Annotated in this window: 11 protein-coding genes; 3 read left to right on the forward strand and 8 right to left on the reverse strand. The window is 74.7% G+C overall.

All coding sequences use genetic code 11. The annotated features are described in order from the left end of the window. Positions 1-15 precede the first annotated feature (15 nt). On the forward strand, positions 16-2,139 hold the full coding sequence (locus ACIGXW_RS26615; protein WP_399575306.1) for a SpoIIE family protein phosphatase: 2,124 nt from the start codon (positions 16-18) through the stop codon (positions 2,137-2,139). Positions 2,140-2,151: 12 nt separating this feature from the next. Here ACIGXW_RS26615 and tsaD read toward each other — a convergent pair whose 3' ends face one another. From tsaD to tsaB, 3 genes are read right to left on the reverse strand one after another with little or no spacing between them, the layout of a single operon-like run. Then, the gene (tsaD, locus tag ACIGXW_RS26620) at positions 2,152-3,288 is read right to left on the reverse strand and encodes a tRNA (adenosine(37)-N6)-threonylcarbamoyltransferase complex transferase subunit TsaD (protein ID WP_399575307.1); all 1,137 of its coding nucleotides are present in this window, start codon (positions 3,286-3,288) and stop codon (positions 2,152-2,154) included. Beyond that, positions 3,272-3,769 carry a ribosomal protein S18-alanine N-acetyltransferase gene (rimI, locus tag ACIGXW_RS26625; protein WP_079274108.1) on the reverse strand — a complete coding sequence of 166 codons (498 nt, stop codon included), beginning with the start codon at positions 3,767-3,769 and terminating at the stop codon, positions 3,272-3,274. The genes tsaD and rimI overlap by 17 nt, the downstream gene beginning before the upstream one ends. Positions 3,770-3,801: 32 nt before the next feature. Beyond that, positions 3,802-4,470 (reverse strand): tRNA (adenosine(37)-N6)-threonylcarbamoyltransferase complex dimerization subunit type 1 TsaB, encoded by a 669-nt coding sequence (gene tsaB / locus ACIGXW_RS26630; protein WP_071964512.1) that lies wholly within the window; start codon positions 4,468-4,470, stop codon positions 3,802-3,804. A 244-nt stretch (positions 4,471-4,714) separates the two neighbouring features. Here tsaB and ACIGXW_RS26635 point away from each other — a divergent pair, with 244 nt between their 5' ends. Beyond that, positions 4,715-5,311: a hypothetical protein gene (locus ACIGXW_RS26635; RefSeq protein ID WP_399575308.1), complete on the forward strand. Its 597-nt coding sequence runs from the start codon at positions 4,715-4,717 to the stop codon at positions 5,309-5,311. Between the two features lie 94 nt (positions 5,312-5,405). Here the strand turns inward: ACIGXW_RS26635 and ACIGXW_RS26640 are convergent, their stop codons facing one another. The 4 genes from ACIGXW_RS26640 to alr all read right to left on the reverse strand — a co-directional run bounded on the left by ACIGXW_RS26640 (position 5,406) and on the right by alr (position 8,859). Continuing rightward, on the reverse strand, positions 5,406-5,609 hold the full coding sequence (locus tag ACIGXW_RS26640) for a hypothetical protein (protein ID WP_399575309.1): 204 nt from the start codon (positions 5,607-5,609) through the stop codon (positions 5,406-5,408). Positions 5,610-5,796: 187 nt separating this feature from the next. After that, positions 5,797-6,330 (reverse strand): tRNA (adenosine(37)-N6)-threonylcarbamoyltransferase complex ATPase subunit type 1 TsaE, encoded by a 534-nt coding sequence (tsaE, locus tag ACIGXW_RS26645; protein WP_399575310.1) that lies wholly within the window; start codon positions 6,328-6,330, stop codon positions 5,797-5,799. A 47-nt stretch (positions 6,331-6,377) separates the two neighbouring features. Beyond that, a complete protein-coding gene (locus ACIGXW_RS26650) occupies positions 6,378-7,682 on the reverse strand; it encodes an alpha/beta fold hydrolase (RefSeq protein WP_399575311.1) in 1,305 nt (434 codons plus the stop codon). A gap of 1 nt (position 7,683) precedes the next feature. Beyond that, on the reverse strand, positions 7,684-8,859 hold the full coding sequence (alr, locus tag ACIGXW_RS26655; RefSeq protein ID WP_360909168.1) for an alanine racemase: 1,176 nt from the start codon (positions 8,857-8,859) through the stop codon (positions 7,684-7,686). A 265-nt stretch (positions 8,860-9,124) separates the two neighbouring features. Between alr and ACIGXW_RS26660 the strand changes: the two genes are divergently transcribed. Continuing rightward, positions 9,125-10,567, forward strand: coding sequence for an NAD(P)H-hydrate dehydratase (locus ACIGXW_RS26660; RefSeq protein WP_399575312.1), 1,443 nt, complete (start codon positions 9,125-9,127; stop codon positions 10,565-10,567). Between the two features lies 1 nt (position 10,568). On the opposite strand, the gene ACIGXW_RS26665 is transcribed toward ACIGXW_RS26660, so the two are convergent. Further along, positions 10,569-13,070, reverse strand: a complete 2,502-nt coding sequence (locus ACIGXW_RS26665) for an NACHT domain-containing protein (protein ID WP_399575313.1) — start codon at positions 13,068-13,070, stop codon at positions 10,569-10,571. Positions 13,071-13,218 lie beyond the last annotated feature (148 nt).

Raw genomic sequence — 13,218 nt, forward strand, 5'->3', positions numbered from 1 at the left:
GCATATCGTTCAGATATGTCCGGTCGCGGCAGGCAGCCGGACGCAGCCGGTCTTCTGGATGAGGCCCTGGTCAGGGCCGTGCACCGCACAGGCGCCTCGGGCGGCAGCGTCTATCTGCTGGACCAGGAGGAGCAGACGCTGGTCACGGCGGTGATGTGCGGTGGGCCGGCCGAGGTCACCGAGCCGTGGTGGCGTCTGGCGGTCAACCGCCAGAGCCCGGCGCCGCAGGCCGTGCGCGAGGACCGGCTGGTGTGGGTGGGCTCGCAGGAGGACATGGCGCGCAAGTATCCGCGCGGCGCGGCAACCTTTCCCCATCGGACGACGATGGCGTGCGTTCCGCTCAGGGGCGTACGCCACTGCTGGGGGGCCCTCTCGCTGTCGTGGCACGTCGGCCGGTCGCCTCAGGTCACCCGGCGGGAACGCGGCCAGATCCTCTTCAGCGCCCGGCGCATCGCCCGCGTTCTGGACGAGGCCGGCCACCGTCCGGAGATCCCGGACCGTCCCCGTGTCGTCCCCGTGCACCTGGCCGCCGCGGAGCCGGTGCAGCCCGCCCTCGCGGCGGCCGACCTGGTCGAGCGGCTGCCGGAGGGGGTCCTGGCCATGGACCTCACGGGGCGCGTGACCTTCGTCAGCAACACGGCCGTCGACCTGCTGGGCTCCACGCACGAGCAGTTGCTGGGCCGGGCGCTGTGGGAGGTGGTGCCGTGGCTGGGTACCGATGCGTGCGTGGAGACGTACCGCGCCGCCTGGTTCAGCGGTGAGCCGGTGGCCTGCACCGCCGAGCGCCCCCCGGGCCGGTGGCTCGACCTCCGCCTCTACCCGGACGGCAGCGGCGTCAGCGTTCTCATCACCCCCAGCCGGAACACCGGCGCCCAGCAGCGCCGTCCCGTCGGGGCGGCGGTGGAATCCGCCGCCGCCGCGGGCCGGATCCACCAGCTGATGCACCTCGCGGCGGCGCTGACGGAGACCGTGAGCGTGCAGGACGTCGTCGACCTGATCGAGGAGCTGGTCCTGCCCACCTTCGACGCCGACGGCCTGATCATGGCAACGGCCGAAGCCGGCCGGCTGGTGGCCATCGGCTCCCTGGGCTACGACCCGGAGGTGCTCGACCGGCTGGAGGGGCTGCCGGTGGACGCCGACATCACCCCTGTCGGGCACGCCCTGGCCACCGGCGCCCCGTCCTTCTTCGCCAACCGCGCCGAACTGTCCCGCGGCTACCCCGATACTCCGCAGCTCAGCGACAAGCAGGCGTGGGCGTTCCTGCCGCTGATCACCTCGGGTCGCCCCATCGGCTGCTGCGTGCTCGCCTACAGCCGGCCGCACGACTTCTCCGTCGACGAACGCGCCACCCTCACCCCCCTGGCGAGCCTCATCGCCCAGGCCCTGGACCGGGCCCGGCTCTACGACGCCAAGCACAACCTCGCCCATGCCCTGCAAAAGCGCCTGCTGCCCCACACCCTGCCCACCGTGGCCGGGCTGAACGTCGCCGCCCGCTACCTGCCGACCAGCCACGGCCTCGACATCGGCGGCGACTTCTACGACCTCGTCCGTCTGACGGACACCACGGTCGCCGCCGTCATCGGCGACGTGCAGGGCCACGACGTGACCGCCGCCGCGCTGATGGGGCAGGTCCGTACGGCGATCCACTCCCACGCCAGGTCCGGTGCCGGGGCGAGCCCCGACACAGTCCTCGACCGGACGAACCGCGACCTCACGGACTTGGACCCCGGCCGGTTCATCACCTGCCTCTACGCCCACCTCGACCTCGCCAGCCGGCAGATCACGCTCTCCAGTGCCGGGCACCCGCCCCCGCTCCTGCACCGGCCGGGACACCTCGCCGCCACCGTGGACGTCGACCCCGGGCCCCCGCTGGGCATCGGCTTCGACGCCCCCTACGCCGTAACCACCCTGTCCGTGCCGGCCGGGGCCGTCCTCGCCCTCTACACCGACGGGCTCGTGGAGACTCCCGGCACCGACATCGACGAGACCACCGCGGACATCGCTCGCGCCCTCGCCGACGCGAGCGGTCTCCCCCTGCACCACGTCATCGACAGCCTGGTCCAGCGCGCATGCCCCACCGGCCAGCACGCCGACGACATCGCGCTGCTGCTCCTGCAGCCGACGGCAGCCGACGGCTGACCGGCTGACCGGCTACGAGTAGAGGTTGTCCTTGCTCAGCTCGTGGAAGTGGTCGTGGTCATGGGAGTGGCCGTGCCCGTGGTCATGGTCGTGGTCATGGCCCGGCACATGCGTCTCCGTCACCGGAAGCGAGGAGTCCGCCGACAGGTCCCACGACGAGGCCGCGCGGCCGCGGGCCACCATCTCGGCGCCCAGCGCCGCCACCATCGCGCCGTTGTCCGTGCACAGCTTCGGGCGCGGCACGCGCAGCGTGATGCCCGCGTCCTCGCAGCGGCGCTCGGCCATGGCCCGCAGGCGGGTGTTGGCCGCGACCCCGCCGCCGATCATGAGGTGATCGACGCCGTGGTCCTTGCACGCGCGGACGGCCTTGCGGGTCAGCACGTCCACCACCGCCTCCTGGAAGGAGGCGGCCACGTCCGCCACCGGGACGTTCTCGCCGGCCGCGCGCCTGGCCTCGATCCAGCGGGCCACGGCCGTCTTCAGGCCGGAGAAGGAGAAGTCGTACACCGGGTCGCGGGGGCCGGTCAGGCCGCGCGGGAAGCGGATGGCCTCCGGGTCGCCCTCGCGGGCGTAGCGGTCGATGACCGGGCCGCCGGGGAAGCCGAGCTGGAGCACGCGGGCGATCTTGTCGAAGGCCTCGCCGGCCGCGTCGTCGATGGTGGAGCCGAGCGGGCGGACGTCCGCGGTGATGTCGGGGGCCAACAGCAGCGAGGAGTGGCCGCCGCTGACCAGCAGGGCCATCGTGGGCTCCGGCAGGGCGCCGTGCTCCAGCTGGTCGACGCAGATGTGCGAGGCCAGGTGGTTGACGCCGTAGAGCGGCTTGCCCAGGGCGTAGGCGTAGGCCTTGGCCGCCGAGACGCCGACGAGCAGGGCGCCCGCCAGGCCGGGGCCGGCCGTGACCGCGATGCCGTCGAGGTCCTTCGCGCTCACCCCGGCCTCCTTCAGGGCGCGCTGGATCGTCGGGACCATGGCCTCCAGGTGCGCCCGGCTGGCGACCTCGGGGACCACGCCGCCGAAGCGGGCGTGCTCGTCGACGCTGGAGGCGACCGCGTCGGCGAGGAGCGTGTGGCCGCGGACGATGCCGACGCCCGTCTCGTCGCACGAGGTTTCGATGCCGAGGACGAGGGGTTCGTCAGCCTTGCGAGCCATGGGTCATTCCTTGCACTGCGGAGGTCGGATCGGTCAGGCGCATCACGAGCGCGTCGACGTTGCCGGGCTGGTAGTAGCCGCGGCGGACGCCTACGGGCTCGAAGCCGAAGCGCTCGTACAGGCGCTGGGCGCGGGTGTTGTCGACGCGCACCTCGAGCAGCACCTCGTGGCACTCGAAGGCGGTCGCGGTCGTCAGCAGTTCGGACAGCAGGCGGGCGCCCAGGCCCGTGCTCCAGTGGTCCCGGTCCACGGCGATGGTCTGGACGTCGCCGGTGCCGTCGATGGCCGCGAGCCCGGCGTAGCCGATGATGCGCGGCGCTCCGCCGGCGGCCGGCAGGTCCTCCGCCACCACGTAGCGCCGGTTGGCGTTGGCGCCCCGGGCGTGGGCCAGCTCGGACCAGAAGAGCCCCTTGGACCACGCGTCGTGCGGGAAGAGCTCGCGCTCCAGCTCCAGCACCGGTGCGATGTCCCACCAGCGCATCTCGCGGATGCGCACGGTCGCGGTCGACTCGCTCACTGCGGTGTGACCACCTTGTAGTTGGCCGGCACCTGTGCGTCCGGGCGGCGCAGGTACAGCGGCTGGCCCGGCAGGAACTCCCCGCCGGTGCGCAGCTTCTCGGCGGCCAGGGCCGCCAGCGCGCCCGCCGACTGGTGCTGCGGCAGATCGGCCCGTACGTCCGTGAAGGCGTCCGGGTAGAGGACGGCGCCCGCCCCGACGGCCGTGAGGCCGGCGACGTGCCCGGCGAGCTCGGCCGGGCGGTCCACGGCGGGTTCGGTGAGGCGGGTGCGGGCGTCGGCGTACCGCGCCCAGTAGACCTCCTTGCGGCGGGCGTCCGTCGCCACGACGAACTCGCCCTCCAGGCCCGCCTGCCCGGCCGCGTAGGCGATGCCGTCGAGCGTGCACAGGCTGTGGACGGGGACGTCCAGCGCGGCGGCGAAGGTGGCGGCCGTGACGATGCCGACGCGCAGGCCGGTGTAGGGGCCGGGGCCGACGCCCACGACGATGCCGGTCACGGCGTCCAGTTTGCGGCCCGCCTCGCCGAGCACCCGGTCCACGGCGGGCAGCAGGAGCTCGCCGTGCCGGCGGGCGTCCACCTGACTCGACTCGGCGACGACGGACTCGCCGTCGTAGAGGGCGACGGTGACAGCGGGGGTGGCGGTATCCAGAGCGAGCAGCAGCACACGACAAGCCTACGGCGCGTCGTGGGGCGTCCGGTGCGCGGATCGGCCGCCGCCGGGGGCGCGGCGGGGTCACGGGCCGGGTGCTACGGTCAGCCGCAAAGCCGTACGAGCCCTCCGCGCCGTATGAGTGGTGCCTGTGACCGGCGAGAACCCGGCGGGTACCGCCGGGAGCGGAACGAGGCCGTACGCCGGAACGACGTCGTACGCGGGACAAGCCGTACGGCAGGACGAAAGGGTGCGCAGCGTGGCACGCAGCAGCTCGGGGGTCATCGTGGCCGCGCTCACCGCGGCGGCACTGGCCGGAGTCGGCTTCCTGGCCGTCCAGGCGGAGGCCGCGCCCGACCGCCCCGCGAGCGCGCACGCGGCGGGCAAGGACTCCTCCGGCAAGACGAAGGACCAGGGCCAGGACGCCTCGGACAAGGGCAAGGCGGACGCCGGCCAGGACCAGGCCGCCGCGAACCCCGTCCCGGCGAACTCGGGCTCGGGCCTGCGGGTCGTCTACGCGCTCGCGCAGAAGCGGGTGTGGCTGGTCGGCTCGGACGACAAGGCCACCCGGACCTTCGAGGTGGCGCCCAGCGCCGTGAACCCGCCGCCGGGGACGTACGCGGTGACCTCGCGGGACGCGAACGTGACCGGTTCCGACGGGATCCCGATCGAGCACGTGGTGCGCTTCCACCGGAACACGGCGGGCGTCGTCTTCGGCTTCAGCGCGGCCGTCGACGGCTCCTCGCCGAAGCCGGCGCCGGGGGCGAAGACCGGCGGCATCCGCGAGACCCCGGCGGACGGCCAGGCGATGTGGGAGTTCGCGGTGAACCACACGAAGGTCGTCGTCGTTCCGTAGCCCGTCGGCTCGTCGCTCGTCGTCGTTCCGTGACGCCGCCCTGCCCGCGACCGTGCCGCGTCACCCGTCCGGGTTAACGCCGGGACGCGTCAGCTCAGGCCGCTTCCCGCTGGTGGCTCCGCTCCCCGGTCTCCGGGCCACCTTCCGGCGCCGCGGCGGCGGGGCCCGGCGCCGCGGGCGCCTTGGGCGGTGTGGAGACGGCGTCGGCCGCGGCGCAGGCCGCGAGGAGGTCGCGCATCGACGGGGACCGCTCCTCGGAGCGGTTCGCCACGGGGGCAGCGGGCTCTCGGGCCGACATGAATGCCTCCTGGGGCAGCTCGGACCATACGGAGAAGTTAGGCAGCCCTAACCGACTCTCCGCTCTCCATGTGACCACGCCCGGAGCCGCGCGCGCAACATCTTGCCGACGGCTTGTCGGAATACACGGCTCGCCGGAATACACAGCGGGCCGGCCGGGCCCCGACGCCCGGCCGTCCCCGCGCGGCTCAGCCCAGTGCGGTGAGGTCGACGTCCGCCCAGCGCTGGCCCACGCCCGTCACCGTGACGCTGCGGACGTCGTCGGCGTCGTCGGCCGGGGCGTCCAGACCGACGGCCCGCTCGATGACGACCCGCAGCCGGTCGTCCGACAGCTCCTCGACCTTGCCGTCGCCCCACTCCACGACGATCACGGACTCCGGCAGCGAGACGTCGAGGTCCAGGTCCTCCATCTCGTCCAGCCCGCCGGAGAGGCGGTAGGCGTCGACGTGGACCAGGGCCGGGCCGTCGCCCAGCGGCGGGTGCACCCGGGCGATGACGAAGGTCGGGGAGGTCACGGCGCCACGGACGCCGAGGCCCTCGCCCAGCCCCCGGGTCATCGTCGTCTTGCCGGCGCCCAGCTCGCCCGAGAGCAGGACCAGGTCGCCGGGGCGCAGCAGCCCGGCCAGCCTGCGGCCCAACTCGCGCATGTCCTCGGCGGACTTGACGGTGAGCTGCGCGGCCGGGGCCGCCGGGGTGGCGGAGGTGTCGTGCGGGACGTTCATATCCGCCGATGGTACGGGGCCACGGGGCCCGGACGGCGGTGCGGGGCTCAGCCGCCCGGTTGCGCTCCGGCCGCACGCCCCTGCCGGACCCCGGCCGCGCCGGCCGCCGCCAGCAGGGCGGCCAGGTGCGTGCCGACCGTCGCCGGCTGCTCCAGCATCACCATGTGGCCCGCGCCGGGGACGACGACCAGCTCGGCGTCCGGCAGGGCCGCCGCGATGACCTCGCTGTGCCCGCTCGGCGTGACCATGTCCTTCTCGCCCGCGAGGACCAGCACGGGAAGATGGTCGAAGGCGGCCAGCGCCGCCACCTTGTCGTGCTCGTCGAACGCCGGGTAGAAGGCGGCGACCACGTCCACCGGCGTCGCCTCCAGCAGCCGCTCGGCGAACCGGGCGACGGCCGGGTCGACGTCCTTCGACCCGAACGAATAGCGCCGGATGATCCCCGCGAAGAGGTCCGCGGTCGCCCGCCGCCCCTTCTCCACGAGCTCGGTCTGCGCCGCCATCAGCTTGAACGCACCCGGCAGGATCGCCCGGCGCACCACGTTCATCCCGGCGGCCGGGAGCCCGTAGGTGACCTCGGAGAGCTTGCCCGAGGACGTGCCCACGAAGGCCGCGCCGACGACGCGCCCGGCGATCAGCTCCGGGTACTGGGCGGCCAGGGCCATGGTCGTCATGCCGCCCATCGAGTGCCCCACCAGCACCAGCGGCCCCTCGGGGGCGGCGGCGTCTATGACGGCCTTCAGATCGCGGCCCAGGAGGTCGATGCTGACCGCCTCCGAGCCGCTCTTCGCCCGCCCGGAGCGGCCGTGGCTGCGCTGGTCCCAGAAGACGGTGCGCACGGTGCCGCGCAGGGCGGCGCGCTGGAAGTGCCAGGAGTCCTGGCTGAGGCAGTAGCCGTGGCTGAAGACGACGGTGACGGCGGGCGCGGGCCGCCGCCCGGGGAGCCGGGAGCGGCCGCCCTCGGGCCGCTCGACCTCGTCCACTTCGTAGTAGAGCTCGGTGCCGTCCTCGGCGACCGCGACGCCGGGCGTGCCGCGCAGCGTCCCGTACGGGCCGGAGGCGTCCAGGGCGAGGCGGGCCTTGCGGCGCATGCCGCGCCCGACCGTCAGCCGCTCCACGGCCACCCCGACCGCGGCTCCGGCGGCGACGATCCCCACGGCGGCGCCCGCCACGCCGGCCACGCCCGCTCCGCGCCGCCAGGCGCTCGCCGCGGCCGTGGCTCCGGCGACCGCCGTGGCTCCCGCGACGGTGGTCGCACCCGCGGACGTCGTGGTCCCGGCTGCCGCCGCGGCCACGGTGGCTGCCGTGGCCGCCGTGGCCCTCGCTCCCGTACTGTCGCCGCCCTCGCTCATCTCACGCCCCCGTGTCGTCGCTCTCGGTGTCCTCTTCCCTGATCTCTCCGAGATAGACGCGGGGCACGCGTGCGGAGATGCGGGTGACGACTTCGTAGGCGATGGTTCCGGTCGCCCGCGCCCAGTCCTCCGCGGTCGGTTCGCCCCGGTCGCCCGGGCCGAAGAGCACCGCTTCGTCGCCGACCTCGGCGGTGTCCCCGCCCAGGTCCACCACGAACTGGTCCATGGCGACGCGGCCCGCCACCGTGCGCCACTTGCCGCCGACCAGCACGGGGCCGGTGCCGGAGCCGGCGCGCGGGATGCCGTCCGCGTAGCCGACGGGCACCAGCGCGAGGGTGGTCTCGCCGGGGGTCGTGTAGAGATGGCCGTAAGAGACCCCATGGCCGCCCGGCACGCGCTTGACCGAGGCCAGCGACGCGGACAGCGTCATGACCGGCCGGAGGCCGAAGTCCTCGGGGGTGCCGACCTCGGGGCTGGGCGATATGCCGTACATCGCGACGCCCGTGCGCACCAGGTCGAAGTGGGTCCCGGGCAGGGTGAGGGTGGCCGGGGAGTTGGCGATGTGCCGGACCTCCGGGGTCAGGCCCTGGCGCTCGGCGTAGGAGACCGCGTCCTCGAAGACCTCGATCTGGGCCCGGATGGACGGGTGGCCCGGTTCGTCGGCGCAGGCGAAGTGCGACCACACGCCCGTGACCTTGATCAGGCCGGCCCGCTCGGCGTCGCGGGCGGCCGAGACCAGCTTCTCCCAGTCGCCGGGCTGGCAGCCGTTGCGGCCGAGGCCTGTGTCGATCTTCAGCTGGACGCGGGCCGGGCGGCCGGCGGCCCGTACGGCCCCGGTCAGCTCCTCCAGCGCCCACAGGCCGCTGACGGAGACGTCGATGTCGGCCTCGACGGCCTCGCGCCACGGGTCGCCGGGCGTCCACAGCCAGCACATCAGCCGGCCCGTGTCGCCTGCCGCGCGCAGCGCCAGCGCCTCTTGCGGAGTGGCCGTACCGACCCACTCCGCTCCGGCCTGCCGGGCCGCTTTCGCGCAGGGCACCGCCCCGTGCCCGTACGCGTTGGCCTTCACTACGGCCATCAGCTGCGCCCGGGGGGCGCGGGCCCGCAGAGCACGTACGTTGGCCCGCAGGGCGGCCAGGTCGACCACGGCTCGGGCGCGCATCGGTGTCTCACTCATCCCCGCCAGTGTCTCAGGCCGCGGGGGTCCTGGGCTCGTGTGGGGCCGTGGGGCGGGGCCGGGCTGGGGACGGGCCCTTCTGGGGCTGCATTATTTACGTCCCCTTGCCCGGCAATGCCATGGGCGCTCCCTCATTGGGCCGCAAATAACGCTTTACGCCCCTGCCAGGGCCCGTCCCCAGCCCGGCCCCTCCGGTCCGACTTCGGCTGCCGGAGGTCTCCAGTGCGGGTGTCGATGCTGTGGTTGTTGGGGGAGGCTGGGGGCCATGAGGACTGGGTACAGCGTTTCCACCGTCCGGGCCGCCGAGCGGGCGCTCATGGACGTCTTGCCCGAGGGTGCGCTGATGCAGCGCGCCGCTGCCGGGCTGGCCGCGGCCTGCGCGGACCTGCTGGGGCGCGTTTACGGCGCGCGCGTGGTGCTGCTCGTCGGCAGCGGCGACAACGGGGGCGACGCGCTGTACGCCGGCGCCCGCCTCGCCCGGCGCGGCGCCGGGGTGACCGCCGTCCTGCTGGCGCCCGGGCGCGCCCACGCCGGCGGGCTGTCCGCCCTGCGCGGTGCCGGCGGGCGCGTCGTCGACGCCCCGGACGGGGAGCACGCGGTGCGGCGGGCCCATCTCGTGGTCGACGGCATCGTCGGCATCGGCGGCAAGGGCGGGCTGCGGCCCGGAGCGGAGGAGCTGGTCCGGGCCGTCGCCGGGGCCGGGGTGCCGGTCGTCGCCGTCGACCTGCCCAGCGGGGTCGACGCCGACTCCGGCGAGGTGCGGGGCGCGGCGGTGCGCGCCGATGCGACGGTCACCTTCGGCGCGTACAAGCCCGGGCTGCTCATCGACCCCGCGCGCGAGCACGCCGGGGCGCTGCGCCTGGTCGACATCGGGCTGGGGCCCCGGCTGCCGGACGAGCCCGACGTGGAGGCCCTCCAGCACGTGGACGTGGCCGCCGTGCTGCCCCGCCCGGGCACCGAGAGCGACAAGTACCGCCGGGGCGTCGTGGGCGTCGTCGCCGGTTCGGCCCGCTATCCGGGCGCGGCGGTGCTCGCTGTGGCGGGCGCCCTGAGCGGGGGCGCGGGCGCGGTGCGGTACGCCGGGCCGGCGGCGGAGGCGGTGATCGCCCGCTTCCCGGAGACCCTGGTCTCCTCCGGGCCGCCCTCGAAGGCGGGCCGGGTGCAGTCCTGGGTGGTCGGCCCGGGCCTGGGCGACGGAGCGGAGGCGCGGCGGGCGCTGGAGGACGTCCTGGCCTCCGACGTGCCGGTGCTCGTCGACGCGGACGGCCTGCGGCTGCTCGATGCGCAGGCGGTGCGCGCCCGGAGGGCCCCCACGCTCCTGACTCCGCACGCGGGTGAGGCCGCCGCCCTGCTGGGCCGGACGCGCGAGGAGGTCGAGTCGGCCCGTCTGGCGGCCGTACGGGACCTGGCCGGGCGGTTCGGGGTCACGGCCCTGCTGAAGGGCTCGACGACGCTGGTGGCGTGCGGCGGCCGTGCGGTGCGGATCAACCCGACGGGCACGTCGTGGCTGGCCACGGCCGGCAGCGGCGACGTGCTGTCGGGGCTCACCGGTTCCCTGCTGGCGGCGGGCCTCACGGCGCGGGACGCGGCCTCCGCGGGGGCCTATCTGCACGGCCTGGCGGCCCGGCGGCTGGGGGCCGCGCCGATCACCGCCCTGGGCGTCGCCGACGAAATCCGGGGGGTATGGCAGGACGTCTGCGAAGGGTGACTCAGTCCCCTTCTTTCCGCTCTCCCCTCAGCCATACCTCCGGCCTGCCGCCCAGCCGCTCCAGGGCCCTCTCGTGGGCGCTGCTCTTGGCCACGAACGCCAGCCCGTCCTCGTACGCGAGCTTGCCGATCACCGCGTCCGCGTAGTGCTCGGTGTCGAAGCGGTCCCACGCCCACGCCAGCTGGGCCCGCACCTGGCGCGAGGGATGCGTGGCGTACCGGGCCAGCAAGGGGATGGCCCGGTCGTCGGCCACGGCCGTGGCGGCCACGACGACGGCGTGGGCCACCTCGTCCGTCAGCCCCTCGGGGCCGGGGAGCAGGTCCAGCACGATCTGGCCCGCCCCGGCCAGCGCCTTGGCCGACTCCGTGTCCCGCGGGGGCACCAGCTCCGCCGCCGCCTTCTCGACCCGTGTGCGCACCTCCGGGTCGACCTCGGTCGCCTGCTCCAGGCAGGCCGCCGCCAGCAGGTGCAGCCGGTGGCGGTTGCCGTCCTCGCGCTCGCCGCGCTCCAGCAGCATCCGCAGCAGTTCGGCGCGCGCCCGCGGCGGCGCGTGGCCCACCGCCATGCGCAGCACGTCCTCCCACTGGTCGTCGTGGGCGTGGTTGACCAGCAGGTCGAAGTCCCAGTCGTCGACCGCCGCCTGGGCGCCCAGGTAGTCCTGGAACGTGCGGTGGATGAAGTCCAGCGTCCCGCTCGTCGGCTGCCGCAGCAGTCCGCTGCGCACCACGAGGTGGCGCAGGATCTGCTCGGCGGTACCCCTGGCGGCCACGGCCGGCATGGCGGGCAGGGCCCGGTCGAGGATCTCCACGGCCTTGTGCCACTCGATCTCGGAGCGGCCGTTGCGGATCAGCCAGTAGGCGATCTTCTGTAAGAGGGCCGTCTGGGCCTGTTCGAGCTCCGGGCCCTCCAGGCCGACCACGATCTCGCGCTCGCGGTCGCGCCGGATCAGCAGCAGCTCCAGCGCCGCGCGGTAGAGCTCCATGCGGCCGTGCGGCAGATAGCCGCGCCGGGAGCGGTTCAGCGCGCAGATCAGGGCGCACATCAGGGGATTGGTGGCCAGCCGGCCGAGGTCGCGCTTGGCGACGACGGCCGCGCTCAGGGACTCGCTGAAGGCCCGTAGTCGCTCGCTGTCCGCCCGGCCGGCGGCCGTGTGCCAGCGGTCGATGAAGGACAGGACGTCGCCGCGGCTCATGGGGAGGAGTTCGAGTTCGGTGAAGCCGGCGTCGGCGAGCCAGCCCTCGCGGACGGCGGAGGGGCGGGTGGTGATGACGTAGCGGGCGTCGGGGTAGGCGGCCAGCAGGTCCTTGACCCACGTCAGGGTGCGCCGGCGGTCGGCCTCGGGGACCTCGTCGACGCCGTCGATCAGCAGCAGCGCCGTGCCCTCGTTGAGCCGGCCCGTCACCCATCCGCGGGCGGCGGGCACCCCGGCCAGCGGTCCGGCGGCCGCGGCGAGGAACTCCTCCGGCTGGGGGAGCTCGCCCCGGCGGATGAGGGTCCGCAGCGGCAGGGTCAGCGGCATGCAGCCGCTCAAGTGGCCCAGCTCCGGGGGCAGGTCGCCGCGGGCGGTCATCGTGGCCAGCCACTGCAGCAGCGTGGTCTTGCCCGAGCCGGCGGCGCCCCGCAGCAGCACCCGCCGGTGTCCGGCCAGGGCCTCCTCGGCCCGGCGGGCCGAGGGTCCCTGGCGGGTGGCGTCCGCGAAGCCCCCGGCGGCGCGGGCCGCGCCGGTCAGCTCGAGGCTGAGGTAGGCGGCGTCGAGCGGCCACGTCTCGCCCTCGCCGTCGGAGAGGGTCAGGCCGATGATGGTCAGCTCGCCGGACTTCTCGACGATGTAGTCGCGCAACCGGCGTTCGAAGGCCTCGATCTCGAGCTGCCGCGGCGAGGCCAGCGAACGCGACTCGGGCTTGTGCCCGGCCATCAGGCATTCGCTGAGGAAGCTGAACTCCGACCACAGGGTCGCCGACGGGGTCACGGTCAGCCGGCCGTGCCGCCAGCCGCCCGGGTCCGCGCAGACCACCCCGGCGAGCAGCCCGTCCACGAACACGGCGGCCCCGGACATCCCGGCCCACGGCGAGCCCCCACCGAGGGCCGGTTCGGGGGCGACGGACCCGCAGTCGAGCACGTGCCGACCGCTGAGGAGGTTGCTGCCCGGCTTGAGGGTGCCGGCGACCTGCTCGGTGTCGAGCTCGCCGTCCGCGTCCCGCTGGGCGTGCGGATAGCCGACGGCCTGGGCGTTCGGCCACACCCGCAGGTCGTAGGCGCGCCCCCACACGACCGGCTCGAACGCCTCGGCCGTCCCGGCGGTGACCACGTCGCGCTCGGCGACGAGCAGCGCGGCGTCGCAGCGCCGGTTGTCGTCCCGCGCCCACACCACCTTGCAGCGGACCCTGCCGGTGCCGCCCGGCACGATCACCGAGGGGGCGTCGCAGTCCCCCACCACATGGGCGGCGGTCAGCACCACGTTCGGCGCCAGCAGATAGCCGCTCCCCTGGCGCCGTCCGAACACCGCCGCAATGCGTTCCCTCGCCGGGTGCACAGACCTCTCCCTCGTCGCCTCCAAGGGAACTTGACGATACGCCAGCGAAGTGGCGAGGTCAGGGGGTTCCGACATTGGAGTCTCCCGTCGCTGGAGAGCCAACGTCACTGCCCGCGAG

The organism is Streptomyces sp. NPDC053079 (assembly GCF_044546695.1).
GTDB lineage: Bacteria > Actinomycetota > Actinomycetes > Streptomycetales > Streptomycetaceae > Streptomyces.

Coding starts and splice junctions, on each gene's coding strand:
- ACIGXW_RS26615 (WP_399575306.1), top strand. CDS start 16: ATGTCCGGTCGCGGCAGGCAGCCGGACGCAGCCGGTCTTCTGGATGAG.
- tsaD (WP_399575307.1), bottom strand. CDS start 3,288: ATGGCTCGCAAGGCTGACGAACCCCTCGTCCTCGGCATCGAAACCTCG.
- rimI (WP_079274108.1), bottom strand. CDS start 3,769: ATGCGCTGGTGGGACATCGCACCGGTGCTGGAGCTGGAGCGCGAGCTC.
- ACIGXW_RS26640 (WP_399575309.1), bottom strand. CDS start 5,609: ATGTCGGCCCGAGAGCCCGCTGCCCCCGTGGCGAACCGCTCCGAGGAG.
- tsaE (WP_399575310.1), bottom strand. CDS start 6,330: ATGAACGTCCCGCACGACACCTCCGCCACCCCGGCGGCCCCGGCCGCG.
- ACIGXW_RS26650 (WP_399575311.1), bottom strand. CDS start 7,682: ATGAGCGAGGGCGGCGACAGTACGGGAGCGAGGGCCACGGCGGCCACG.
- alr (WP_360909168.1), bottom strand. CDS start 8,859: ATGAGTGAGACACCGATGCGCGCCCGAGCCGTGGTCGACCTGGCCGCC.
- ACIGXW_RS26660 (WP_399575312.1), top strand. CDS start 9,125: ATGAGGACTGGGTACAGCGTTTCCACCGTCCGGGCCGCCGAGCGGGCG.